The 25598-nt window shown below is 51.6% G+C and carries 18 protein-coding genes; 12 read left to right on the top strand and 6 right to left on the bottom strand.

Annotated elements, in window-relative coordinates:
- Positions 1–40 precede the first annotated feature (40 nt).
- From AB1483_01315 to AB1483_01305, 3 genes are all read right to left on the bottom strand, one after another.
- Positions 41–652 carry a diheme cytochrome c-553 gene (locus AB1483_01315; GenBank protein ID MEW6411092.1) on the bottom strand — a complete coding sequence of 204 codons (612 nt, stop codon included), beginning with the start codon at positions 650–652 and terminating at the stop codon, positions 41–43.
- 150 nt (positions 653–802) lie between these two features.
- A complete protein-coding gene (locus AB1483_01310) occupies positions 803–1456 on the bottom strand; it encodes a TrkA family potassium uptake protein (GenBank protein MEW6411091.1) in 654 nt (217 codons plus the stop codon).
- A 15-nt stretch (positions 1457–1471) separates the two neighbouring features.
- Positions 1472–2818 (bottom strand): TrkH family potassium uptake protein, encoded by a 1347-nt coding sequence (locus AB1483_01305; GenBank protein ID MEW6411090.1) that lies wholly within the window; start codon positions 2816–2818, stop codon positions 1472–1474.
- Between the two features lie 426 nt (positions 2819–3244).
- Between AB1483_01305 and AB1483_01300 the strand changes: the two genes are divergently transcribed.
- From AB1483_01300 to AB1483_01285, 4 genes are all read left to right on the top strand, one after another.
- On the top strand, positions 3245–3580 hold the full coding sequence (locus AB1483_01300; protein ID MEW6411089.1) for an STAS domain-containing protein: 336 nt from the start codon (positions 3245–3247) through the stop codon (positions 3578–3580).
- A 172-nt stretch (positions 3581–3752) separates the two neighbouring features.
- Positions 3753–4541, top strand: coding sequence for a PhzF family phenazine biosynthesis protein (locus tag AB1483_01295; protein ID MEW6411088.1), 789 nt, complete (start codon positions 3753–3755; stop codon positions 4539–4541).
- Between the two features lie 245 nt (positions 4542–4786).
- The gene (locus AB1483_01290) at positions 4787–7090 is read left to right on the top strand and encodes a DUF5916 domain-containing protein (protein MEW6411087.1); all 2304 of its coding nucleotides are present in this window, start codon (positions 4787–4789) and stop codon (positions 7088–7090) included.
- A gap of 200 nt (positions 7091–7290) precedes the next feature.
- Positions 7291–8340, top strand: a complete 1050-nt coding sequence (locus AB1483_01285; protein ID MEW6411086.1) for a class I fructose-bisphosphate aldolase — start codon at positions 7291–7293, stop codon at positions 8338–8340.
- Positions 8341–8406: 66 nt separating this feature from the next.
- Here the strand turns inward: AB1483_01285 and AB1483_01280 are convergent, their stop codons facing one another.
- Positions 8407–9249, bottom strand: a complete 843-nt coding sequence (locus tag AB1483_01280; GenBank protein MEW6411085.1) for a hypothetical protein — start codon at positions 9247–9249, stop codon at positions 8407–8409.
- On the bottom strand, positions 9246–10103 hold the full coding sequence (locus tag AB1483_01275) for a hypothetical protein (protein ID MEW6411084.1): 858 nt from the start codon (positions 10101–10103) through the stop codon (positions 9246–9248). The genes AB1483_01280 and AB1483_01275 overlap by 4 nt, the downstream gene beginning before the upstream one ends.
- Before the next feature lie 160 nt (positions 10104–10263).
- Here AB1483_01275 and AB1483_01270 point away from each other — a divergent pair, with 160 nt between their 5' ends.
- The 6 genes from AB1483_01270 (at position 10264) to AB1483_01245 (ending at position 20694) form a co-directional block, all read left to right on the top strand.
- The gene (locus AB1483_01270) at positions 10264–11586 is read left to right on the top strand and encodes a M48 family metallopeptidase (GenBank protein ID MEW6411083.1); all 1323 of its coding nucleotides are present in this window, start codon (positions 10264–10266) and stop codon (positions 11584–11586) included.
- A 30-nt stretch (positions 11587–11616) separates the two neighbouring features.
- Positions 11617–13947 (top strand): M1 family aminopeptidase, encoded by a 2331-nt coding sequence (locus AB1483_01265; protein ID MEW6411082.1) that lies wholly within the window; start codon positions 11617–11619, stop codon positions 13945–13947.
- Between the two features lie 270 nt (positions 13948–14217).
- Positions 14218–15120, top strand: a complete 903-nt coding sequence (locus AB1483_01260; GenBank protein ID MEW6411081.1) for a hypothetical protein — start codon at positions 14218–14220, stop codon at positions 15118–15120.
- 12 nt (positions 15121–15132) lie between these two features.
- Positions 15133–15984 carry a hypothetical protein gene (locus AB1483_01255; protein MEW6411080.1) on the top strand — a complete coding sequence of 284 codons (852 nt, stop codon included), beginning with the start codon at positions 15133–15135 and terminating at the stop codon, positions 15982–15984.
- Positions 15981–18239 carry a hypothetical protein gene (locus tag AB1483_01250; protein MEW6411079.1) on the top strand — a complete coding sequence of 753 codons (2259 nt, stop codon included), beginning with the start codon at positions 15981–15983 and terminating at the stop codon, positions 18237–18239. Before AB1483_01255 ends, AB1483_01250 begins: the two co-directional genes overlap by 4 nt.
- Before the next feature lie 100 nt (positions 18240–18339).
- Complete coding sequence (locus tag AB1483_01245) at positions 18340–20694, top strand: T9SS type A sorting domain-containing protein (GenBank protein ID MEW6411078.1); 2355 nt, start codon at positions 18340–18342, stop codon at positions 20692–20694.
- Between the two features lie 444 nt (positions 20695–21138).
- On the opposite strand, the gene AB1483_01240 is transcribed toward AB1483_01245, so the two are convergent.
- Positions 21139–21420: a Smr/MutS family protein gene (locus AB1483_01240; GenBank protein ID MEW6411077.1), complete on the bottom strand. Its 282-nt coding sequence runs from the start codon at positions 21418–21420 to the stop codon at positions 21139–21141.
- 725 nt (positions 21421–22145) lie between these two features.
- On the opposite strand from AB1483_01240, the gene AB1483_01235 reads away from it, so the two are divergent.
- Positions 22146–23615 (top strand): MFS transporter, encoded by a 1470-nt coding sequence (locus AB1483_01235; protein ID MEW6411076.1) that lies wholly within the window; start codon positions 22146–22148, stop codon positions 23613–23615.
- Between the two features lie 162 nt (positions 23616–23777).
- Positions 23778–25595 carry a M3 family oligoendopeptidase gene (locus AB1483_01230; protein ID MEW6411075.1) on the top strand — a complete coding sequence of 606 codons (1818 nt, stop codon included), beginning with the start codon at positions 23778–23780 and terminating at the stop codon, positions 25593–25595.
- Positions 25596–25598 lie beyond the last annotated feature (3 nt).

The raw sequence follows: 25598 nt of genomic DNA, 5'->3' as shown, positions 1-25598 counted from the left end.
AGAAACACCCGGACCTTTTTATATTCGATCCCCCACAAAGTTACATCGTGCTCTTTGGCTGAGCGCCTGACATCAGTTTTTCGGCGCTTACCGGCTGCGGCACCATATTGTTGATAGGCTTGAGCGATTGGAGGTAGGCAAAAATAGCCCTGAGGTCATCATCGCTGAGTTGACCGATGTTCATCCACGGCATCGGCGGTAGAATGGCTCTGCCGGTGCCCATGTGTTTACCGTTGCGCATGGCGTCGACAAATGAAGATTCCAGCCAGGCGCCGGTTCCCGTGACTTCATCGGGCGTCAAGTTAGCGGCGTAGCTTATTCCCCATGGACCCACCCAGGCGGTGAAATCGCTGTTAGTGATGGCGGCCCAGCCTTCAGGTGTAATCAAGTTGTTCGGGACATCGGGCAGCGTACCATTAGCCGGGTGGCCGGCAAGAAGCCGCGACTCGTCGGGCACAGGCCCCTTGTCCGTGTATATCTTTGGAGTGTGGCAATCGTTGCAGCCTCCGATATTGACGAGGTATTTGCCTCTTTCGATCTGATTTTGCATGCCGTAGGCGTCCACCTGTTTTGGTTCCCCGGAGCACGCGATCATCAGCATAAGTGCCGCCAATGCCAGAAAGGCAACCGGCAATATTAAGCGGTTGATCATATTTTCTCCTGCGTTTTTGATTGTTGTGCGATAGCAGACGTGGTACGTTGATGTCGGGCCGGAGCGATGGGGAAATTTTGAGAAGCCCCGCTTTTTCCGCGGATTGGCGGGACGAGCCCGGTTATGAAAGGCTTGTGAGAGAGTGTGTCTTTATGCCCTTAACTTGTTGATGTCTTCTTGCTTTCCGAGAATGACCAGTATATCGGTAGCCTTGATTTTGTAGTCGCCGTCAATAACGAAATTGAACTTGTTGGTAACGCTGTTTTTCGTGGCAATGACCTGTACCTGGTACTGGGAGCGAAGTCTAAGCTCGGCCAGGTTTTTGTTCGCAAACTCGGCCGGAGCCATTATTTCGGCTATGTGATAGTCTTCGCCCAGCGGCAGATAATCAACCAGATTCGGTTGTGCCAGCGAATGCGCGACCTTGACGGCCATCTGGCGTTCCGGAATGACTGCTTCGGTAGCGCCCACTTTAAGCAGTATCTTGGCATGCTCCTGAGAATTGGCTTTGACGACAATTTCTTTCGCTTTCAGTTCACTCAGGTGCAACGCCATCAGGATGGAGGCGTGTGAATTTCGGCCGGTTGAAATAACGATGCTGTCGGCGTTTTGTATGTCGAGCTTTTCCAAGAAATTGCGATCGGTAGCATCGGCCAGTATCGCGATCAGTCTGGGATGTTCATGGAGAGCCTGCACTCTGGACTTATCACTGTCTATAGCGGTAACCTCACAGTCGAGGTTGAGAAGTTCCTCGGCGACAGTGGAGCCGAAATTACCCATGCCAATCACTATGAATCTTTTCATATCGTTACCTCTCTATTATCCGACCATAACTTCTTCTTCGCGATAGATTACTTCTCCCCGCTGGCTGGGGCGCGCGAGAGCGAACGCCAGCGTGAGAAGTCCCACCCTGCCAATGAACATCGTAACCACGATCAGCAGTTTGCCGATATCGTGAAGGTGGGGTGTGACGCCCATGGACAGGCCGACCGTCCCAAACGCGGATATCACCTCGAACAGATTTTCCACAAACCAGCCGTGGCTCAATTTATGTGAAGCCGGTGTTTGTTCCGAGTACATGAACGTTACAAAGACGACCAAGATTACTATTATCGCCAGGATAAAGACTGTCAGCGCGCGAGAGACAGAATCGTTGCTTATTGTCCGTTTGAAAACCGAGACGTTTTTGTATCCGGTGAATCGCCGGTACACCATGATGGCTATGATGGCAAAAGTGGTGGTCTTGATCCCTCCTGCCGTTGAGCCGGGACAGGCGCCGATGAACATGAGTATCATGGTTATCAGGATGCTGATCTCGGCAAGGCTGGCTTGCGGGATGGTGTTGAAGCCGGCCGTGCGAGAGGTCACCGCTTGAAAAAAGGCGTTGGACAGGTTGCTGATCGTCGGCGCTCCCTGAAAGAAATTCTTATTTTCGGCCACCAGAAACGCTATGGTACCGGCGACCAGCAATATGGCCGTCATTGTCAGGCAGAGTTTTGAGTGTAAAGTAAGAGGGCGGTTTCTATTGCGGAAGCGGTTGAATATATCGCTTATGACGACGAAGCCCAGCCCTCCGAAAATGATCAGGGCGGAAAAGATCAGAATCGTGACATTATCAAAGCGATAGTTTTCCAGGCTGTTGCTGAACGTGGAGAAACCGGCATTACAAAAAGCCGACACGGAATGAAAGACGGCATGGAAACAGGCCTCGCCGAAGCTAAACTCCCCCCAGAACCTAAAAAGCAGCGCCACCGCGCCACAGAGTTCAAATAAAAAAGTGGTCATTACCACCGCCTTAATGAGGCCGGCGATATCGCCGCTTATGCCGATATTGAGACTTTGGTCGACGCTGAGCTTTTCACGAAAGGTAAGCCTTGTTCCAAGAGAGAACAGGACGACTGAGGTGAGAGTCATAAAGCCGAGCCCCCCAACCTGTATCAGGACAAGGACAACGATTTGCCCGAAGCGGGAAAGGTCGTGAGCGGTGTCAACGACTATCAGTCCGGTGATGCAGACCGCCGATGTTGCGGTGAAGACGGCGTCGACTATTGCAAGGCGACCATCCTGACAACTCACCGGCAAAGACAGCAGGGCGGCCCCGACAGCAATGGCCATCAAAAAGAAGACGGGGATGTGCCGTCCGGGATTGGGTCCCAATAACTCCATGCTCATACAGTTGTGAAAGATAGACTGTTTACGCCGCCGGCGCTACTTTAAAAAAGAAGAGCGTCGGGCGGGGCGTTATGCCGCCGTAGGTGCAAGTTTTTATTTGACCGCAACTTGGGTTTCAGCGGGAAACGGAGTGCGGGAAAAACCGCTTGATTTTTGAAACCGACGGCGTATTTTGGCGTTAAAGGACTTACGCGGTCAGGCCCGGGTCGATAAGCGCCGCCGAAGTCCTTTTACTCTACTTTAGAGGATTGTCCGGGTGAAAATGCAGAAATCGCAGCGGGGGAAATTAATATAATCGTAATCTGCGGCAAACTTGTGACTTTCAATGTCAGAACGAGAAAACTGAATACAACCCGCGAGAGTCACGGTTGCTCCGAACAGGAAATCAAAACATTTAAGAAAGGTTAGAGGGAAAATTGTATGAAGTTTGAAGACTTTTTAGAGGGTAATGTTGTTGTCATTGATGTTTCCGGCAAGATAATGGGAGGTGAGGAAACGACTCTTTTCCACGGCAAGATTCATGAATACATCCAGCAGAACAAAAAGAACATCGTGGTCGATTTGTCCAGGGTTGACTGGATGAATTCCGTCGGTCTGGGGATGCTGATCTCGGCCCTGACTACAGTCAAGAACGCCGGTGGCAGGCTGGTTCTGGCCAACATAACCAAGATTGAGTCCATTCTCACTATCACGAGACTAATCTCCGTGTTCGAGCACTATGACAGTCGCAAGGAAGCCCTGAAGGCGTTTGCCTGATAGCCACTGCTTTGATAAGATGAACTAAAGCCCCGGATAGCGGGGCTTTTTATTTTTCTTCAGCAATGCGCTTATTGCCGTGTCGCAACAAACTGCGGGCCGTCTCGTAATTAAGCATGGTGCCGCCTGGAGCGTCTTGTTTATACGGATGTATTGAAAGGGTCAGAATTAAATGCGTCAAAAAATATATCAGGTTGATTCTTTTACCAGCGAGCCGTTCTCGGGAAATCCTGCGGGTGTGTGTGTCATGGATGACGCTGCGCCCGTGGAATGGATGAAAGCGGTGGCCTCTGAGATGAACCTTTCGGAAACCGCGTTTTTGTATCCGACCGACGACGGTTATAATCTCAGGTGGTTTACGCCTGAAGCCGAGGTGGACCTGTGCGGTCATGCCACCCTGGCGTCGGCCCACATACTGTGGGAACAGGGTTACCTGCCGGTGGACCGAATGGCCCGCTTTGATACTCGTAGCGGACTGCTGACCGCCGAATTAACCGATGGATGGATAAAGTTAAATTTCCCTTCGCGGCGGCCCGAAGCGGCGCCGCCGCCATCCGGTCTTCTTGAAGCCCTTGGAGTCAGCGCTGTCTTTGTCGGCGCCTGTAAAGCAACGTACATTGTCGAAGTAGAATCTGCCCCGATACTCAGAGACATAGCTCCGGACTTTTCATCGCTCGCGAAGCTTCCCGTAAGAGGAGTGATCGTTACAGCCAGGTCGGACAACGAGGAATATGATTTTATTTCGAGGTATTTCGCCCCCGATGTTGGTATCAATGAGGATCCGGTGACCGGGTCGGCACACTGCTGCCTGGGGCCTTATTGGATGGACCGGCTGGTGAAGACCGATCTGCGGGCCTACCAGGCCTCGAAAAGAGGCGGGCGACTGAGGGTTCAGGTTGAGGGTAATCGGGTCTATCTTTTCGGCCAGGCGGTTACCGTTTTTGAGCTCGAAATGAGGTAGCGGGTTTTCGCCGGTGTCGGTGGTTCTGTCCTTCGCAGGAGTCAGACTGCGAGTTGCAACGTCTGCCGGTTTTTGCGGTGTTTGGGTCTAGTCCCAAATAGCGAGTTTTGCGCCCACATTTTTTGAAACCCCATAAGATTTGTCCCGTACATTAATCCCAGATGTGGTGAGAAACAGGCGTCTCGAACTTCCCGCCGTTTGACGAAAAACTAAGGGCATAGCCCTATTGACAAGAGGGTGTATTTATGATAAGCACCGGTTCTTTGAAGTGCCTTGGTCTGTGTTTTACAGTTTTGATTCTTGCGGCGACCGGTCTGGCGACGGAGACGGATACCGAGTACACCCCGGTATATCATCCGGAGTTGACCGCCAAACGGCTGCAGGGAAAGATCTCAATCGATGGCGACCTGAATGATTCCGGATGGCGTGGCGCGGCCAAAGCTGATAATTTTGCCGAACATCAGCCGGGCGACCAGACCAAACCCCCGGTCAATACGGAGGCGTTCATTACGTATGACTCGGACAATCTCTATGTTGCCTTCGTTTGCTATGATGATCCGTCGACCATCAGAGCATCATTCTGCGAAAGGGACAATATCTGGGTAGATGACAATATTGTTCTGGCCGTAGATACGTATGGTGACGCGGCGTGGGCGTATGAGCTGTCGGTGAATCCTTATGGTATTCAGGGCGATCTACTCTGGTCGCGTAATGGCGGCGAGGACAGCGGTTATGATTTGGTCTGGGAGTCGGCTGGTAAGGTTACGGATTCGGGTTACCAGATTGAAATGGCCGTGCCGTTTTCGAGTATGCGGTTTCCCAATCAGCAAGTGCAGACCTGGCGGGTGGATTTCTGGCGCAATCACCCCCGTGACGTGCGCGGGCAGTATTCCTGGGCAGCTTATGACCGTGATGAAAACTGCTGGCCGTGCCAATGGGGTACGGTTCATGGTATTGAAGATGTGCAGCCGGGTCGCGGTGTGGAGATTATGCCGACTGTCGTCGGTTATCAATCCGGTTCTCTGTCTGATTCGGATGATCCGTTCTCGACTTTTGACAATTCAGATCCCGACGGCGAGTTGTCGCTCAATGGCAAGTATTCCGTAACATCGGACATCGTGGTGGAGGCTTCTTACAATCCGGACTTCAGCCAGGTGGAAGCTGACGCGGACCAGATTGATGTAAATACGAATTTTGCGCTTTCTTTCGCGGAGCGCCGCCCCTTCTTTCAGGAAGGAAGTGATTTATTCTCGACGATTTTTGCGGCCGTCTACACGCGCTCAATAAACGACCCCGATTTCACCGCCAAGGTTACCGCTCGCAAGGAGAGAACGAGCTTTGCTTATCTGACCGCGCACGATGAAAACAGCCCCATAATAATGCCGTTTGAAGAAGGCAGCGCCATATTCCTTGGCGGCAAGAGTACTTCGAATATCATGCGCGCCCGTCAGACATTCGGCGAGAATTCCCACGCAGGGATTCTGGTAACCGATCGGCGCTTTGAAGGGGGCGGCTCCGGGTCTGTCTTGAGCTTTGACGGGGCGGTGCATCTATCACAGAAGTATAAGTTCGAATGGCAAACGATGGCTACTCACACGGCCGAGCCGGATGATTCCACTATCACATTCGATGAAGACGATCCGGATTTCCATTATTCGACTTTCGATGACGGTAAATATACCGCCGGGTTCAATGGCGAGTCGTTCTGGGGTAACGCTTATTATTTCGGCGTTAATCGGGAAACCCGCAATTCTTTCGTTGACCTCAGTTATCTCGAGCGCAGCCCCACCTACCGGACGGCGAACGGCTTTCAGGCGAAAAACGACCAGCGCAGCGCGAGACTCTATAGCCAGTATGTATTTCGCTTCGATGATGGGCTTTTTCAATGGGTGATTCCGACCGTGCAGCTTGGTAACGCCTGGAATTTCGCCGGTGAGCTCAAGGAGCGATTTGTGGATCTTGGCTTCGAGACGAAATTGAGAACGGCCCAGACAAATATGCACTCACGGTACTACCGTGGCTTAGAGCGATGGGGTGGTATTGACTTCGAAGATATCTGGCTTCTTCACACCTGTTTTAACACGCAGCCGGGTCTGAAGCTTGCCTTCGGCGGTTCGATCAACTACTCGCATGTAGTCGCCCAGAGCGAGGATCCGCCGATTATGGAAAAAGAGGTAGCGGCGTCGGCCTGGGTGGATTTGAGACCTATTGACCGGTTGTACATCGAGACATCGTATACCTATGTCAAAGGTAATGCACTCGAAACAGATGAGGAGCTTTACGAGGGATATATCATGCGTAGTCGCTGGAGTCTTCAGTTGACCAAAGCTCTCTCGCTTCGTCTGGTGGGCCAATACAACGACTTTTCAGAGAGTTTTGATTTGGATCCGCTGCTGACCTACCGCATCAGTCCGTTTTCGGTCTTCTATGTCGGATCTACCTATGACTACTGCACTTATAACGGGTTGGGTGTTGACGGCCGCGACACCAAAACCTGCCTTACTTCGAGACAGTTTTTCATGAAGCTGCAGTATCTGTTCCAGATTTGAGGTTGCTCCGATTTCGTGTTTGGGAGTAAAGACCCCCGCCGAAGGCTCTAAGTCGCGGCGGGGTTTTTCTTTGCTTAACGCGGTTTTTACGTCGTTTGAACCTCGAAGGGAGCACTCCATAAATCTGGTTGCGTTTCAAGCGCAAAAGGGTTATAAATCGGCTATAACAATCAGTTCAAACCAATCAGGGAGATTTTCAAATGATCAGTAAAATTGAGCAGTTACTGGGCAGCGACAAAAGCCTTTTGACGCACGAGTGCAAGACCATCTCGAAATCCAGGTTGTATCTGCCGGGGCCGCGTTTCGTGGACGAGGTTGTCAGCCAGTCTGACCGCTCGCCGAAAGTGATGCAGTCAATTAATTGGCTGCTGACCAATGGACGGTTGGCCGGAACCGGTTATGTATCCATTCTGCCGGTGGATCAGGGGATAGAGCATTCCGCCGGAGCTTCGTTTGCCCCCAACCCGGATTATTTCGATCCTCTCAAGATTGTCGAGCTTGCCATGGAAGGTGGATGTAACGGTGTCGCCTCCACATTCGGCGTGCTGGGAGCGATCTCACGCAAATACGCGCACAAGATTCCTATGGTTTTGAAGTTGAACCACAGTGAAATGCTCACCTATCCCAACAAGTTTGACCAGGTGATGTATTCATCGGTAAAAGACGCGTTCAATTTGGGCGCGGCCGGTGTGGGAGCTACGATCTATTTTGGTTCCGAGGAGGGTACGCGGCAGCTTCAGGAAGTCACCGAGGCTTTCTCGTATGCTCATGAGCTGGGGATGTTCACCGTGCTGTGGTGCTATCTGAGAAATCCGGAATTCAAAAAAGACAAGGACTATCATGTCTCGGCCGACCTGAGCGGTCAGGCGAATCATCTGGGTGTGACAATCGAAGCCGATATTATCAAGCAGAAACTGCCCGAGAACAATGGTGGTTATAATGCTCTGAAGTTCGGGAAAACCCACAAGAAGGTTTATTCAGATTTGACTTCCGACAACCCGATTGATCTCACTCGCTATCAGGTTGCTAATTGTTATATGGGCCGGATAGGACTGATTAACTCCGGCGGCGCGTCAGCCGGTGACACAGATCTGGCGCAGGCTGTCAAGACGGCCGTTATTAACAAGCGGGCCGGCGGGATGGGTTTGATTTCCGGCAGGAAGGCGTTCCAGCGGCCGATGAAAGAGGGTGTGGAACTGCTGAATGCCATTCAGGATGTATATCTGTGTAAGGAAGTTACGATTGCCTGACGTAGGGCTTATGTAAATAAAAAGGCTGCTCGTACGGGCAGCCTTTTTTGTGTTAATTGAAATAGGTCATTTGAATCCGTAGAGGTCTTCCACCATTCTGTCTATCAGGCTGTCGCGTACAGCTATGTCGGCAACGGCTGGCGAAGCTGTGGCCCAGGAAAGACCCTCTCCAACGACCACGTTGAGATAGGCGCCGGCCGATCGGCTATAAATGCAGCCGACAATCTTGAGACCGGACAGGTTGGGTGGGGAATCGGGAAACGGGCCGACAACTGCGATTCCGGCTATGCTAAGCAGGCCGTCCTGCCGGTGGTTGTTTCCATCGAAAATGATGGAAGTATCCATCGTGGCTACATACCAGGACTCATAGGTGATTTGGCCGGAAGAATCGTGCACGAAGTAAACAAGCAAGCCGTACCACTCGGCGTCGGGCACCGATGACCAGACCAACTCGAAAGTCTCAGCGCGCCGGACGGTGTCCAGTTGCTCAGGCGAAAGATACACCATGGTATCTTCGTAGTACAAAAGGACCGGAAATTCGACCGTCACGGATTGATTATCGTCGCAAAATCGCACCGAGGCCGTATCGCCGGATCTGAATCGAGTCGAGTCGCTTTCGTTTCTATACTCGGCGTAGTAGCGGTACTCCATGCCGTAAACGCTGAAAGAGGTCCCCTGGTAGATGCCGCAGGCGCTGTCGGCGAAATACACGGAGTCTATATCGCATCCCTGTCCGTACACGGGATAGATCGATGCATAAAAATGAACGCTGGGATAAAGTTCAATGCTCCCGATCACGTAGTACTCTTCACCGCCTGCTAATCCCAGGTTGTTGTCGTCATCGCCGCAGCCAAACACAAGAAGCGACATGACCAGCGGCAAAATCGCCATTGATGTGCGCTTTCTCATATTGCCTCCTTCCGTACCTGGCCAGCTTCGTACAGCTTTTCTATCAGTTCAATGGCAAGGCTGTCGGGTTCGTCCTGCCAGGGGCTGATCTTTCCAACTACCCCGGGATTGAACCCGGTGCCTACCGTGAAATATACTGCGGCGGGGTTTGCGAGACCGTAAATAGTGCCGGTTAATTTCAAGCCGCTGACATTCGGGGCTGAACCGGGACTTGGGCCAGCCACAGAAACACCGGCTATTGAAATCTGGCCATTTTTAGGAAAGCCACTTCCGTCGATCACCAAAGTCGTATCCTCGGTCCAAGCATACCACTCACTGAATACCATCGTGCCGGCGGAATCGGTTACGAAGTGTATGTTCAGGCCATACCAATGAGCATTTGCCACCCGGTGCCAGACCAGCTCAAATGATTCGGACGGATTTATGACCGTGTTCGCCAACGGTGAGATATACTTGACCGAGTCATTATTCCAGGATAGTACGGCGACCTCTGTCAACGCAGCATTGATACCATCGTAGAATCTGACCGTGGCGACATCGCCGGAGCGCAAGCGCGTAGAATCGGCCCGGTTGTTGTAATAGTAGCTGGTCTCCGAACCCTCGCCGGGAACGAGGTTGTAACTCTCATATTCACTGCAGAGGCTGTCGCACACCAGAATCGAGTCAATGTCACACCCCTTCCTGTACACGTCGTGTACCACCGCGCTGAAGTCAACATAGGGTCTGCACATAATGTGTCCCAGAACGAGGTACTCCTCACCCCCTTCGGGACCTGTTGTTTCGTCATCGCTGCATCCGGAAAATAAAGGCGCCGCGAGAAACATCAGCGCCGCGAAAATAACACGCTTCCTCATAGAACCTCCTCTATACTAAAGACGTATAAAAATGGTTCAGGCATCAACTAAATATTAAAACTTAAGAGGGCTAAGTTGAAGGGGTCAAAACTGTTCTTGACAATAAGGCCCCGCTTAAGATAATTAGGTTACCCTATAAATCACTAGCAGGGATAGACAAATGTCAATCGGAAAAACAGGACTTCTGGCGGTATTGATTTTAACCGTCACACTGATGGGGGCCGGATATGTGTTGGCGCGGACCGAGTCGGACGCGACTGATTCGGTGTCATCCGGACAGACAATCGACAGCACATCAGAACTTTCGGCAACGGATTCAACTTATGCCGCAGGCCAGACATCGGATGCAGAGCCGCTCTATCCGATGTCGCCGGAACGCAAAGCCAAGCTCATCGCCTACTCACAATTCAACCACATCTGGCGGTTCATAGAATTTTTCCTGACGCTGGCGGTGCTGTCATTGATTTTGTTCACGGGTTTCTCGGCAAGGCTAAGAAACTGGGCAATGGTGGCAAGAAGGAAATTCCTTATCCTGTGGCTGTTCATCGTTTTGTTGTTCGTGGCTGACTACATCATTAATTTTCCGTTTCATCTCTATCGAGATTTTCTTGTCGAGGGTGAGTATGGTTTTGTCAACCAGACCTTTGGCGCCTGGCTGGGCGAGAGCCTGCTGGGGCTTTTGATAACCGTGATATTCGCCATTATCCCTGTCTGGCTAATCTACTTTGCTATTGAAAAATCGAAGAAGTGGTGGCTGTGGGTGTCGGCCGGAATGATTCCAATTGCCGTGTTTGTCATTGTGATTTCGCCGGTGGTTATCTCTCCTTTGTTTAATGATTACGAGCCGCTCAAAGACAAGCAACTCAAAGCGGAGATACTCGCTCTGGCCGATAAAGCCGGCATAGAGGGTTCCGATGTTTTTCAGGTCGATGCTTCCAAACAGTCATCCAAAATCAATGCCTATGTTACCGGGCTTTTCGCCACCAAACGCATCGTTCTATATGATACCATGATCGATAATTTTACGACCGATGAAATCAAATTTGTCATGGGCCATGAGATGGGGCACTATGTGATGAACCATGTCTGGATTGGCCTGCTCATCGCGGTGGCGTTCATTGGTGTGGCCATGTGGGTGGTGAGCAGGACAATTCAGCCGGTCATAAACCGCCTCAAACATCGGTTTGGTTTCGACTCCCTCAATGATATAGCCTCCCTTCCCCTGATTTTGCTGATGTTGACTGTAATCAGCTTCCTGTTCAACCCGATATCCAATGGTTTCAGTCGTCACATGGAGCGCCAGTCGGACAAATACAGCATGGATATTTCGGGTGTGACGGGAGAGTCGGCGGCGATAGCTTTCGATAAACTCTCGGTGTTGAATCTTTCGGATCCCGACCCGCATCCGTTCATCGAATTCTGGTTTTACAGTCATCCCGCCCTGAATAAGCGTATGGATTTTGTGCGCAACTATAGACCGTGAAAACGGTTGTAGTATAAAAAGGAGTTTGGTTTGAATTCGGTCAGGCGTATTGTGATTACCACCTGCCTGATGGTTCTTCTGCTTGTCGCCGGGGGTTTATCAGCCGCCGACGGGACCGAGTTGCAGGCTGCCCTGAAAGACATGTTCAAGGGGGAACTGGATGTCTCCACGACCTGTCATGTCAGTGAATTGGAGATCAAGCACAAAGACCTTGAAATAGTTTTTGGTACAGGTCGTTTTGTGTTTTTCAAGCCGGTGACTATCGACGGGGCCGAGCAATATTGGGCGGCCTACTACGAAGGTATGGGACAATTCAGGTTCGCTCCCACGGTGAAAATGGAGCAGGAGCAACTGAATCGCTTCTTTGCCACCGATTCCTTGAACCGCTCTTTCAAGAACATGCTTCTTGTGTTTTCTCCCCCCATTTACGAGATGATTACAGAGTCTTGCCGAGGTGGGTTGGGAGTGTTTGGCGACAGCCATGCCGGCGAAGCGAAAAAGCTGTTCGAAGAAATTACCAAAGATGAAAATCGCGAGTACCTTTTCGGAGCCCTGCAGGCTATGGCCCATCCGGGGCAACTTCCCTACCTGATGGTACATCTTGAACCGGATAAGAGCGATCCGGTGATTTACGTGTTCGATCCCAATGAACGCGAGGAAGTGAGTTTTCTCAAAAGGTATAAGGGATACGGTCTGTCGTTTATGGAGACAGTGTGCCGATACACACAGTACATTGACCCCGGCTATGTTAATATCAATGGTCTGAATAAGGATCGTATTCGCCCCGACCGCTATACGATCGACGCCTCTATTTCAAACAACGCGAAGTTCGCGGCTGCCAGCGCGATGGAGTTCGAGGTGAGGTTGGGACCGACGCGGGTGCTGGAGATGTATCTTCACCCGGAGCTGGTCGTGGACAGTATCACAGACTCCACTGATCAGAAGGTCGCGTTCGTGCGCTATGAAGAGGACAAGTATAAATCGTACCCGCTGTATGTGATGTTTGACCGCCCGTTGGCAGCCGGTGAGTTGGTGACGCTGAAGTTTTTCTATCATGGTGATATCGTAGAAAAAGAGATGGGCCAGTTTTTCGTGAAAACCGGCGGTGACTGGTATCCCCGCTATGGTTATAGCTCAAAAGCGCTGTTTACTCTCAATTTCAAAACTCATCCGCAGTATGCTTTCGTGGCTGCCGGCAATCGCCTTAAGGAGGAAATTACCGAGGATACTGTCTTTACGACATGGAAAGTATTTCCTCCGGCCGAGAATGTGTCTTTCAATATCGGACCGCTGGAGAAGTATGCCTTTGAAGCCGACAAGGTACCTCCGGTGGATATTTATTTTTCAAAGGATTTTCATAGTGCCCTGGCGCAGGAATTGGCGCAGGGCACGACCCCGACCGGCAGAAACATGCAAGATCAGGTTGGTGAGGATATCATTGGCTCCTTGAAGCTGTTCACACACTATTTCGGACCGTGCCAGTACAACAGGCTGGTAGTGGGTGAGGTCATGAAAGCCGGCCACGAGGCTTTTCCGGGTTTTCTGCATCTGGGGGTCGATACCTGGATAAGCACCGATTACGAGGGGTACCAGCGGGTGAACCGCGCCCATGAAGTGGCTCACCAGTGGTGGGGCGTCGGGGTCGGCTATGAAACTTATCACGATACCTGGCTCAGCGAGGGATTCGCCGAGTACAGCTCGCTTATGTATCTTCAGGCGGTCCTCGGCAATGACAAGTTCCTTGACCGCGTGAGAGACTACCGCAACGATGTCTTCACCGCCCGTCAGTATCTGTTTACATCGGGGGCAGAATCCGGACCGATTGCTCTGGGGTATCGCACGAGAAGCTCCGAGACCCTGGAAGATTACGGCCTGGTTATATACAAGAAGGCCGCTTTGGTGCTCCATATGTTGCGCAACATGCTCATCGATTTTCAGACTATGAACGAGGATCTGTTTTTGACCATGATGAAGGAGTATTACGGGATGTATCGTGGTCGCGATGTTACGACGGCGGATTTCAGGCGGTTGACCGAGAAGTATTTCGGCGGTGATATGGGCTGGTTTTTCGACCAGTGGATTTATTCCAGTAACCTACCGACGTATAAATTCACCTACGATATTGAAAAGGATTCGTCGGGCGCTTACACGGCTCACTGCCGCGTGGTCACGACCGGGGTGGCCGAGGATTTCATGATGTATGTACCGCTGGAGATCGAGATGGATGACAAGACCAAAGCGTATGTCCGTATTTTCATCGACAGCCCCGATTACGATTTTTCGCTTCCGGGCCTCAAGCAGCGTCCGCACAAGCTTCGACTCAACCCATTTGAGTCTGTCCTTGCCCGCGTCGAGCAGTAGCGACCCCAGTCCGGCGTACCCGTTGACAACCTTGACATTAAGGACCAAACGAGCTATATTTCAACAGACTGTAAATAGCATTGTGACTGGCATCTAAACTTGATGGGTAGGGAAGCACCTTTAAGGCTCAAGAATTTCCTTGTAAGTCCAGATCAAAAAAGATTCTCAGACATCTTTGACAGTACACTAGTTTTTATCAGGGGATATCTGATTTATCTGCGTCAGAAAGGGTATCGTCTGCCTCTCGATTTGTACAGCGAAGAGAGCGCCGTGGACGACCTTGCGGTAGATATCCTCGGAAGTCTCTTCCAAACCAAGCCGCAACGGCCATTTAGTGTCATTTTCGAGTTCTATCAGTCCAGCGGCGTCCGCGATTTTGAACAGTGTGAGCCGGAAAGGCTCTGGATGCTGTTTGAGAGTCTTCTGAAGGGATTTGCGCATCAGGAAATAAGCCGGCTCAAAAAGCAGGCCAACCCGCAGGTTGAGACACTTAAACGGCGATTCAAGGATATTTTAAGAGAAGACCATTACGTGACTTTCATGAGGGGATATGAGGAATTCATCCATTTGAAGGCCGGCAAGCCCGACTTCTCGAAGCCGACAATCCCGTACGAAGAACTCAGGATTATTGCCGAAGAGGCCTTCGCTGGAAGCAATAGCCGGACCGACTGGTGCCGCAAGATCTTCGAGCGCCTCGCGCAGGCCCCGGCTTACTGCGCTGCCATAGGCCGAACCGACCTTCTGAAAGCCGTTGTTGCCGTCAATGTGGCTTTTCTTCAATTGCCGCAGTTCGGCCCGATGGCCGTTCCCGGCCCGCAAACGAGCGCCATAAGAGACGCAGTGTCTGCTATTAAGTTGGAAACCATGAAATACATCGATGATCAGGTCATCCGGCCGTTTGTGACGAAAACTCGGATCAGGGGCGAAGATTCCGGGCTGTTTCTGGCCGCTTGCGGCCGGTATCTCGATGATTTCGGCCATGATGGCGACCCCGCCGTCATACCGGACTATTTTCGGGAAGTTATGCCGCCGCAGTATGTTGAGAGATACCTGGAAGACTTCAAGTATGTCTTCGAAACCGTCATAGATCGCACCAAGGAAGACTTTTCGTCAAGGTTGAGAAAAAACCCGATAATTCGCCAATTTGGTGTCTATTGGAATGTGGTGGAGTAAGGAAGGGATATTTTGCACCCGAACAAGGATGAAATAAAGCAATATATCCTCGGCGAGCTATCAAACGGGGGCAGACAGCAGATTGCCCGGCATCTCGAAACGTGCGAGTTTTGCCGCGAATTGGCTGATGATATTCGGCTGGAAGTCAGCGCCCTACGTGAATCCGAGAAACGCGGAATTCCAATGGCGGCCGAGTCGATGAAAAAGAAACTGTCGTGGCAAGCCTTTGGGCCTAAAGTCATAACTCTCAGGGAGCTGCACGCCGCCTCCGTTCTTGCTGGTCAGTTGGCTGCCGATGGAAAAGCGGCCAAACCAAAATTGGAACATCTGAAAACGCTCTACTGCGAGTCGCCCGATGTGGTCCTGAGGTTGATGCGGGATACCGAGTTGTCCAAAGATTACCTGCAGGTTATTGCCGAGGATTCTTCACTTTACGCGCATATCATGGTCGATGTACCCGAAAGAGAACTTTCGGTGGTGACTGATGAACAGGGGCACGCCGAAATCGAGCCGGGGATGGTTGACCGCGCGGGCGATTCGGCATGGCAGCTGCACCTTCCCGATGCTGTTTTCACCCTCGAAGCACTGGATTTTGACCCGGATAAAACGATTTACGAAAAAGAGACTATTCTTACGACTGAAAACGATGATCGGATAAAGATCACATTCGAGGGAAAAACGGTAGGCAAGAAATTCACAATCGAGATACTCCAATTGGATGGCAGACCCGACTTTGATCCGGTGCGGGTGGTGATGATGGCTGATGGTGTTGTTGACACGTGGCGGGCTGGGCCGCAGATGGGACGCAAGATTACCCTGAAAGACAGGGCGCGCAAAATCATCTTCAGGCTGTTTCATCAATGAGCATATCCCCGGTACAATTCGCGCGAGAGTTCGAACGGCTCAAGGCCCGTCTCGCGGCTAATGTCGCCGATGATATCAGGCTATTGCATTTAATGGACTTCGCTGCGGAGAATCATCCCCTTATCGATAAACCCCAGTTTGAAAGCTACCGTCTGGAACTGCGGCAATTTGTCCAGACGTTTATCACGGATGCCTCGCTGGCGGACCTCCCCGTAGACAAGCTGGATCAAATCGTGCGGGTCACGGAACTGCTCGACCTTCCCGATCAGAGCAAGATTATCGGATTTCGTCTGGCTCAGGTGTACTGCTATGTCGGCGAGTTCGCAAAGGCGGTTTCGGTATTGACCGAACGATCATCGGGGGGCATGCTGCCGGAAGAACTGGACAGTCTTCGAGACCGTGAGGGACTATCCATACTCTGCCAGTATCTTAAGCAGGCCGGTTCTCCAGTGGTCGGCACTCTCGAACAAATCCACTCGCATTGGACTATTCTGTCTGAAGAACTTCGTCATGATCAGGCCTATTGTCTGTTCGTGGAGACATCGGGTGAGCGCGGCCACGGTCATGGCCGACTTCGCGCCCTGCGGGCAAGTGTGGAACTATTTGGCAAATCAGCCACGACTGATGAAATCACATTTGAGAATCAGATAAAGACGCCCGATGATCCCTTTGTGGGAAGCAGCTACAACGCTCTCGCGGCTCTCCGGGAGTATTTTGAAATTCATGGTTACAAAGACAAGGCAAGCAGATACTACCACGGGCATTTCAGTATTGCTGACAGCAGCCAGACGTTTACGGGTGATTCAATCGGTCTTGGGGTGGCGGCGGTTACTTTCGCGGGTCTGATGAAGACCGAAGTGATGCGTCATGAGCGCCTCATATCGCAGGAGGTGGCTTTTACGGGCGGGGTTGGCGAGACCGGTAATATTACGCCGGTTAACGAGGAGACGCTCCGTGAGAAGATATCGCGCGCCTTCTTTTCGCATATCCGGTTTCTGGTGCTGCCGGAGGATAATCTTGATAACGCGAAGATTGTCCTCGGACAACTTGAGAGTGAATATCCGAGCCGTAAGCTCCATCTGGTGCCGTATGATCGCCTGACCGATGTTTTGGATGACAAAAATGTCCTTCGCTCCGAAAAAGTGTGCATGGGTCAGTATGTTGCCCGCAAGGCCGCGCGCTACAGCCGCGCGACTCATATCCAGGTGCCGATACTTCTGGCGCTGGCATACCTGTTGATCAGCCTTATCTATCCGAAAGCGTGGGTGGGGTTTGACGATAATCCGAAGTATGTACATCCGACCAAGAAAGGGTTTGAAGCTTTGAACGCCGACTCCACACGGCTGTGGGAAGTTGAATACGGTTGTGACACTGTGGATTGCCAGAGGTGGGTGGTAGATGATATGAACGGGGACGGTGTGAATGAAGTATATGTTTTACCGCAGTCGAATGCCGTATGCGGCAGTAGCTCCATGCTATATGCCTATGACTTCAGGGGAGAAATGTTGTTCACACGAGATGCCGTTATACTCCACCACTGCATCGCAGACTCCACAAGAAACCAGACATACAACTCTCATGAGTTGAAAGTAATCCGTTTTTCAGATGACACACTTATACTCACCAGTCTTACGCGATCACATCCTGCCAGAACCCATATCAAGTTTTGGACTTCTGAGGGGGACCTGAATGGCTGGTATGTGGACGCCGGCACCGCTACAAGCTGGCCAAAACTCAGTTCGGACGGATCTGGTGTGTGCGAACAGTTAATTTTCTACGGTATTAACAACCCCGAGGGAAGTGCGAGTCTTTTTGTTCTCGCTCCTGATTCGGCGTATGGGACAGCGCCTCCGTACGAAGATGAGGCATATGATACTTCAAGTGTTGGCAGAGGCAATCAATCGCTGTACATGGTCTTTCCGCCTACTGACTATTGCCGAAAAATGCACAACCAGTATAACGGCGTCAGTGAGATAAAATTATTGGGCTCAAACTTACTGGACGTCATAGTGGAAGAGAACGTCGATGGCGACGAGCCGCTGACATATTGTCTCGATAGCAGTCTGCGCGCGATCGAATGTAAGAAGCGTGACCCATTCATGCGTGCCAGAGAGAGACTTGTCGATCTCGGGTTGCTCGAGCCTATGCACGATACAACAGAATATTTCACAAACCTGCGTGATGCTGTCAAGTACTGGACGGATTCCGGCTGGGTGACCGAGGGCCAGCTCCGGGCGTCCGAAAAATCCCGCTAATTTTTCCACAAATCTTCTCTTTAGCTGCTATTACAACTGCAGAAGCAGCAAGTAAACAATTAACTAACCCTGCAAAAGTAACACAAAGGAGAAGTACAATATGAGATTGTGGAGTTTTGTGCTGTCAATAATGACATCGGTTCTGCTCCTAGTAAGTGTCGTCGAAGCAGAAGGGTGCCCGCCCTTGTACACCTTCGAAGGTGAAGCGACGGGTGATGCGTTCGGGATGCACGTTTGTGACGCCGGAGATGTTAACGCTGATGGCTATGACGATTTCATCGTGGGGGCACCTTGGAACGATGAGCTGGGCTCCTGTACTGGTAAGGCGTATGTCTACTCGGGACGTGATGGCTCGTTACTACACGAGTTTACTGGCGAGTCGGACTATGATTTCTTTGGCACAACAGTGTCCGGTGCCGGCGATGTTAACGGTGACGGCCATGATGATCTTCTCGTCGGTGCTTCTCAAGCTACTGGTACCAGCGCTTGGGGAAACGGTATGGCATATGTCTATTCCGGCGCTGATTTTACTCTTTTGTACAAGTTTTACGGTGAAGCCTGGGGCGACCGTTTTGGTATGTATGACATATCAGATGCTGGCGATGTTAACGATGATGGCTACGATGATATTATCATAGGAGCGAATAGTAACGACGAGGGCGGAAATCTTGCGGGCAAAGCGTACGTTTATTCCGGCCACGATGATTCCCTGCTGTATGAATTCATCGGGCAGACTGGGCAGTGCCTTGGTTTCTCCGTGTCCGGTGCTGGAGACGTAAATGGAGATGGATACGATGACCTGCTGGTCGGCTCGGCGGTTTGGTCGGCCAAAGGTGTGGCAAATATCTACTCAGGTCAAGATGGCAGTCTATTATATGTGTTCACGGGAGAGGCGATTGGGGATCTATTCGGATATTCGGTGTCCGACGCCGGCGATCTAAACGGTGACGGTTTAATGGATTTCGTCGTTGGTGCCTACCGACACAGTTCGGAGGGCTATTATGCCGGACGTGCATATATATTCTATGGTCGGGTCGGCCCATTTCCCTTAAATATTCAAGCTGGAGATGCGGATCGCATTCTCAAGGGGGAGAACACACAAGATCAGTTCGGAATATGTGTCTCGGGTGCCGGCGACGTTAATCATGATGGCTATGATGATGTCGCTATTGGCGCTGATGGTTACGAGTCATGGCTGGGACGGGTCTATATCTACTCGGGCGCTGACGGCTCAATACTTCACACGTTGGATGGCGAGGGAGCGTCACTTTATAACGAGTTCGGTCTTTCGGTTTCAGATGCCGGTGATGTTGATGGTGACGGTTGGCCCGAGATGATTGTAGGGGCCCGCGCCGATAACAATAGTGGCCCCGGTAAAGCGTACGTATTTTCCTTTGCGGAAAGCAAAGTATCCGGATATGTCTTCGCAAATTGTCCTGAGACCGGTTCAGCGTTGGCCGGCGTAACAATGGATTTGTATGACGCCGATGGTAACCTCGCCGCTTCTCAGTTGACTTCCCAGGAGGGATATTTTGATTTTGAGAGTGTCATTAACAACCGCAGTTATGTACTGTCCATTGTCACTCCACTTGGATACGAGGCTGGTGAGCAGGAAATACCCCTTTCCGTTGGGTGCGCTGATAAAGTTACTGTTGACTTCAATTTGGTCTGCCTCGAACAGAGTGGGCGCCCGAGGGGGATCGGATACTGGAAGCACGAAGTTGCTGTGGCTCTCGGCGGGGCTGGGAGTGCAGAACTCACGGCGGACCAACTCTGCGGCTATCTCGATCTGATTGCAGGTCACTTCAATTCGAACGAAATAAATCAAGTCGTGCTTTATGAACCACCGATTACGGATGACTGCATTGACAAACTGACCCTGGCATCCGACCTGATGAATCTCAAGGCTGACGTGGGTGTTCGCACCCGCGCCCAGCAAAACCTTATGGCATTACTATTCAATGTCGCGGCCGGTAATATCTTCCAGCAAGACGTAATAAGTGAAGATGGTGCGACAGTGTCACAAGCGATAACTTTCTGTGATAACCTTATTGATGACCCTGAAGGTGATCACAATCTCGTTCTGTTCATCTGTAATGAACTGAATCACAGTCGGGTCATAGATGCTGGTGTCATACCGCTTAGCACGATAGATATCGCATACCATATAGGGCAGACGGGTAGTTTGCCTAATGCATTCCAACTCCAGCAGAACTGCCCCAATCCCTTCAATCCGTCAACGGATATTGCCTTCTCAGTACCACAGGCGTGCAACGTTAAGCTAGAGGTCTACAACATAATTGGACAGAAGGTAACGACACTGGTTAACGGGCCTGTCGAAGCAGGTAGCCATACGGTGTCGTGGGACGGCAGCAACGCAGCCAGCGGTGTTTATCTGTATCGTCTGGAGGCCGCTGACTTTGTCGAAACCAAGAAAATGCTGCTTGTGAAGTAATGGTCTGATTCACAGCATAACAAACGGGGGGAACGATGCTCCGGTCAGGCCCGCAATGGGCCGCCGGAGCTTTTATTATTCAAAGCCAACCGCAACTAAACCCGGCTGCTACACCAGAATTCCCTTGACTCAAAAGAGGAATGTGAGTATTCTAAAATAGATCCCCGTCTGTCCCTATCAAAACTGAGAACCGGTTTCGCAGTACCTTCGCAGCCACGGACAGACCTCCTCAGTCGTCGGCACACACGGCGAAACTGGCAATCAGAATAAGACCGAACGGGATGCCCTGCTTTATACTTCGGGTAAAGCTGTACTACAAACCGTGTGAAGGCTGGAGAGTGCAGCAACACTTGGGTAGTACTGCCAAATCAGCAGTACTGAACCGCCAAAGCAAAAGCCCTCCTGATGGAGGGTTTTTGCTTTATAGCCGTATCGCATTCCATATCAATGCCTGAGATCAACGACTGTCGCACCCCAACTTCCACCCGACCCACCCTCATGATAAAACCGAACAACATCGGGATGATTTGTCAGGATAGAGTGCACTATCTCGCGCTTGACGCCGATCCCCTTGCCGTGGACAATGCGAAGCCTGTAAATACCCCTTTTCAGGCACTCCTGGATATACTCCAAGACCACATCTTTCGTGTCTTTTGGCGCAAAGAGGTGCAAATCGAGGGTACCATCGATAGGGTACTCAACCGGCTCGTCGTTGTCTTCGGTCATGCTTCCTTTCCGATCATCCGGGCTATAGTGTCAGGTCACACCCCGACTTCGTCGGGCCAAGACCTGACACAACGGGATTATGTCTCGTTCCGTCAGATGTTGTCCCCGATGGTGTCGGGGATGTCATCTGACGGTCTTTGTTTGAGCCTCAGGCCGCTACCCCGAACTCGCCGGGCCAAGACCTGACACAATGGGATTGGCTCTGCTGCTTCCGTGTCAGGTCGCACCCCGACTTCGTCGGGCCAAGACCTGACACAACGGGATTATGTCTCGTTCCGTCAGATGCTGTCCCCGATGGTGCCGGGGATGTCATCTGACGGTCTTTGTTCGAGCCTCAGGCCGCTACCCCGAACTCGCCGGGCCAAGACCTGACACAACGGGATTGGCGCTGCTGCTTCCGTGTCAGGTCACACCCCGGACTTCGTCGGGCCAAGACCTGACACAACGGGATGATGTCTCGTTCCGTCAGATGCTGTCCCCGATGGTGTCGGGGATGTCATCTGACGGTCTTTGTTTGAGCCTCAGGTCACACCCCGACTTAGTCTGGCCAAGACCTGACACAACCCAGATAGCGCCTCCGTAATAATAAGTCTCCAAAGGCCGAATTCCAGCGTCTTTTTTGGTGTAGACAGAGCTGATGGTCAGGCCGTCTTTGCTGTTGACGCAGTGTCGAAATGCCAGTTTATTAGGGGAAATTTACTAACTATCTCAGTAAAAGGACTTCTATGTCGACCACGCAAACATCGGCTGCTCCACCATCGCCCACCTCCGACGGCCTGTTAAGCCAGCTCGCCAGCATGGCCCGCCCGTTCTGGATGGTCAACGTGATGGAGATGCTTGAGCGTCTGGCCTACTATGGCGTTCGGGTTGTAATACCCATTTACATTGCCCAGGCGGATGAGATTGGCGGGCTTCACTTTTCCCAGACCGATAAGGGGATAATCTTTTTGTGGTGGGCGCTTTTTCAGTCGCTGACACCGATGGTCTCGGGTGGGTTTGCCGACCGCTATGGTTACAAAAAGACCATCGCCACCTCGATAGTCATCAAGATTATCGGCTATCTGCTTATGGCCACCCAGCGGGAGTTCTGGCCTTTTCTCATTGGCTGCTGTACGCTGGCGTTAGGCACGGCTATATTCAAACCGGGTGTGCAGGGGACAATGTGTCAAGTATTGACCAAAAAGAACTCCTCGGTCGGATGGGGAACGTTCTACATGCTGGTTAACGTGGGAGGCTTTCTCGGACCACCTCTGGCACATTACCTTTATGGTTATTCGTGGCCGGTGGTGTTTTATGGCTGCGCGGTTATCGTGTCGCTTAATTTCCTGATGCTTCTCACCTACAAGGACCCGGCCGCGGGTGGCGACCAGACAGGGAATCCCTTCAAAGTTCTGTGGATAACCCTTAAGAACATTTTCAACCTTCGGCTTATCGTTTTTATTGTTATCATGTCGGGGTTCTGGCTGATGTTCATGCAGCTTTTCGATATGCTTCCCAATTTTATCGTCGATTGGGTCAACAGTTCTCAGGTTGTAAAGGACCTCGGTTTGCCGGATTGGATGCTTCAGGCCAATTCCAATCGCGCACCTCAAATATCCCAGGAATGGTTGATCAACGCCAATGCCGGGCTTATCGTGGTCGCGGTCATTTTCGTCTCCTATCTGGTGTCGCGGATGCGAAGAGTGCACTCAATCACGCTTGGCATTACGATTTCTTCGGTGGGACTGATCGCGGCCGGATTCACAACTTCCGGCTACTTCTGCCTTCTCGGTATTCTTCTGTTCTCGGTGGGTGAGATGTTGTCATCGCCGAAAATGAACGAATATCTCGGGGTGATAGCTCCTGAGGGCAAGAAGGGGCTATATATGGGGTATGCCAATATTCCACAGGGAATAGGATGGGGAGTAGGGTCGATCTTCGCGGGACACGTTTATGACAGAATGGGTGACAAAGCGAATCTGGCGCTGGATTATCTGGCGAAGAATTTCAATATCACCGATGTTTCCCGCACCGACGCCATGCAGAAACTGGTCGATATCACGAATATGAGTCATCAGCAGGCGACGGATATGCTCTGGTCGGCGTATCATCCGTACAAGCTGTGGTACCAGTTTGCGGCGATCGGAATCGCTTCGGCGATCGCCATGGTGTTCTATTCTAAATGGGTTAAAAAGCACGAGGCTCCGGACGTATAGCCGGGGCCTTTTGTCAATACAGCGAATCGGATGACGGGGGCCAACCTCTAAAGCGGTGTCAGCAGTGGGGGCTCCTGATTGCGCTTCTTGCTTTAGAGAGCCGCATTACCTATATTGGCGTCTACCAAAGAGAAAAACAGTATTCCTGTCAGGAGCCAGAAAATGACCACATCAGCCAAAATACCCCCCGCGCCCAAATGGGACCTTGACTCAATTTTCAGGGGCGGCAGTAAATCCGAAGATTTCCGAAAACATCGTGAGAACGTGAAGGCCGGTTTGAAAGAGGCCTCCGCTATGATAGATAAGCTCCCGGAGTCGATTGACGATAATTCGCGGGGCGCCTGGGTCGAAGTGATACTGAAGCTCCAGTCCCTTCTGGAGGATATCGAACTGACCAAATCGTTCGCCAACGCGCTGGCTTCGGCGAATGTCGAGGATTCGACGGCTGATGCTGTTTATGGCGAAGGGCACGTTCTATTGTCACGATGGGAGAAGCTCCGCACGCAACTCGAGGCGCTGAGCATGGCGCAATCGGATGACCAGTGGAAGATGCTTCTTGCCGACCCCCGGCTCGAAGGAATCAGGTTCTACCTTGATGAACTACGCGTGATTGCCCGAAGCAAAATGCCCGTGGAATTGGAGTCGCTGGCTCTGGAGTTGTCGGTGAACGGCTACCATGCCTGGAATCAGATTTACGATAAGATGGCGGGTGGGCTCAGAGTCGACTTCGAAGAGCACGGTAAGGTCGGCAAGATTTCAATGGGTCAGCTGGCGACCAAAATGGCCAGCCCGGACCGAGAGATTCGCAAGCAGGCGTTTGAAAAAATGGTGCAAGGGTGGTCATCGAGGGCCGACCTGGCCGCAATGATGCTTAACGCCCTCAGTGGGTTCCGTCTCACCCTTTATGACCGCCGTGGCTGGGAACCGCCGGTAAAAGAAGCTCTGGTGATGTCGCGCACTCAGGAGAAAACGGTTGATACGATGTGGGAGGTTATTTCCCGCGAAACCAAACGGCTCCAGCCATACATAAACGCCAAAAAGAAACTTCTGGGGATTGACAAATACGCCTGGTACGATGAATTCGCCCCGTGCGGCAGTGTCAACAAGATGTATTCTTTCGAGGAGGCGGGTGAGTTTATAAGAAAGAACATAGCCGGCCTCTCGCCTGACATGGCCGACTTTTGCAAGATGGCTCTCGAGAAACGCTGGGTGGAAGCTGAGGATCGGCCCGGCAAACGCGCCGGCGCCTACTGCACGGGAACGGGCAAGTTTCGTCAGCCGCGGGTTTTTATGACCTACGCCGGCTCTTACGATAATCTTCTCACTCTTGCGCATGAATTGGGACACGCTTATCACGGTTGGGTGCTGAAGGACAAACCGTATTTTTCCACCATTTACCCGATGAACCTCGCCGAGACTGCGTCAATCTTCGCAGAGACTCTCGTCAACGATGCTGCCCTGGCGCAAGCGACCGACCCGCAGGAAAAATTGATGCTGGTGGAGCAGAAGCTCCAGAGCGCTTATGTAATGTTCACTGATCTTCATTGCCGCTACCTGTTCGACCGCGCCTTCTACGAAGAGCGTAAACACGGAGTGGTCGGTCCGGATCAGTTGAGCGAGCTTATGGTTGAGGCTCAGAAGAAGGCTTTCTGCGGGCTGCTCGATGAGTCCGGGTATCATCCGCTCTTCTGGTGCTCGAAGCTCCATTTCTACATCAGCGACCAGCCATTTTACAATTTTCCCTATACTTTCGGGTATCTCTTCGCCGGCGGTGTTTACGACCGCGCTAAAAAGGAGGGTCCCGCGTTCGCCAGACAGTACAAGGCGCTTCTGGCGGAGACCGGCAGCATGACCACAGAGCAAATGGCTCAGAAATACCTCGGGGTCGATCTGACCAAAGAAGATTTCTGGGTCGATGCCATCAACAGGTCGCTGGCCGATGTGGATGAATTCGTCAAGCTGGCGGATTCACTTTCTTAAGTT

This window comes from Candidatus Zixiibacteriota bacterium (genome assembly GCA_040756055.1).
Lineage (GTDB): Bacteria > Zixibacteria > MSB-5A5 > GN15 > FEB-12.
Note: the sequence above shows the minus strand (reverse complement) of the source record. Positions and strands in the feature narration are given on the sequence as shown.

What these genes read in the sequence shown, in the direction of transcription:
- AB1483_01315 (MEW6411092.1), bottom strand. Translation starts at nt 652, where the DNA reads ATGATCAACCGCTTAATATTGCCGGTTGCCTTTCTGGCATTGGCGGCA.
- AB1483_01310 (MEW6411091.1), bottom strand. Translation starts at nt 1,456, where the DNA reads ATGAAAAGATTCATAGTGATTGGCATGGGTAATTTCGGCTCCACTGTC.
- AB1483_01305 (MEW6411090.1), bottom strand. Translation starts at nt 2,818, where the DNA reads ATGGAGTTATTGGGACCCAATCCCGGACGGCACATCCCCGTCTTCTTT.
- AB1483_01300 (MEW6411089.1), top strand. Translation starts at nt 3,245, where the DNA reads ATGAAGTTTGAAGACTTTTTAGAGGGTAATGTTGTTGTCATTGATGTT.
- AB1483_01295 (MEW6411088.1), top strand. Translation starts at nt 3,753, where the DNA reads ATGCGTCAAAAAATATATCAGGTTGATTCTTTTACCAGCGAGCCGTTC.
- AB1483_01290 (MEW6411087.1), top strand. Translation starts at nt 4,787, where the DNA reads ATGATAAGCACCGGTTCTTTGAAGTGCCTTGGTCTGTGTTTTACAGTT.
- AB1483_01285 (MEW6411086.1), top strand. Translation starts at nt 7,291, where the DNA reads ATGATCAGTAAAATTGAGCAGTTACTGGGCAGCGACAAAAGCCTTTTG.
- AB1483_01280 (MEW6411085.1), bottom strand. Translation starts at nt 9,249, where the DNA reads ATGAGAAAGCGCACATCAATGGCGATTTTGCCGCTGGTCATGTCGCTT.
- AB1483_01275 (MEW6411084.1), bottom strand. Translation starts at nt 10,103, where the DNA reads ATGAGGAAGCGTGTTATTTTCGCGGCGCTGATGTTTCTCGCGGCGCCT.
- AB1483_01270 (MEW6411083.1), top strand. Translation starts at nt 10,264, where the DNA reads ATGTCAATCGGAAAAACAGGACTTCTGGCGGTATTGATTTTAACCGTC.
- AB1483_01250 (MEW6411079.1), top strand. Translation starts at nt 15,981, where the DNA reads ATGAGCATATCCCCGGTACAATTCGCGCGAGAGTTCGAACGGCTCAAG.
- AB1483_01245 (MEW6411078.1), top strand. Translation starts at nt 18,340, where the DNA reads ATGAGATTGTGGAGTTTTGTGCTGTCAATAATGACATCGGTTCTGCTC.
- AB1483_01240 (MEW6411077.1), bottom strand. Translation starts at nt 21,420, where the DNA reads ATGACCGAAGACAACGACGAGCCGGTTGAGTACCCTATCGATGGTACC.
- AB1483_01235 (MEW6411076.1), top strand. Translation starts at nt 22,146, where the DNA reads ATGTCGACCACGCAAACATCGGCTGCTCCACCATCGCCCACCTCCGAC.
- AB1483_01230 (MEW6411075.1), top strand. Translation starts at nt 23,778, where the DNA reads ATGACCACATCAGCCAAAATACCCCCCGCGCCCAAATGGGACCTTGAC.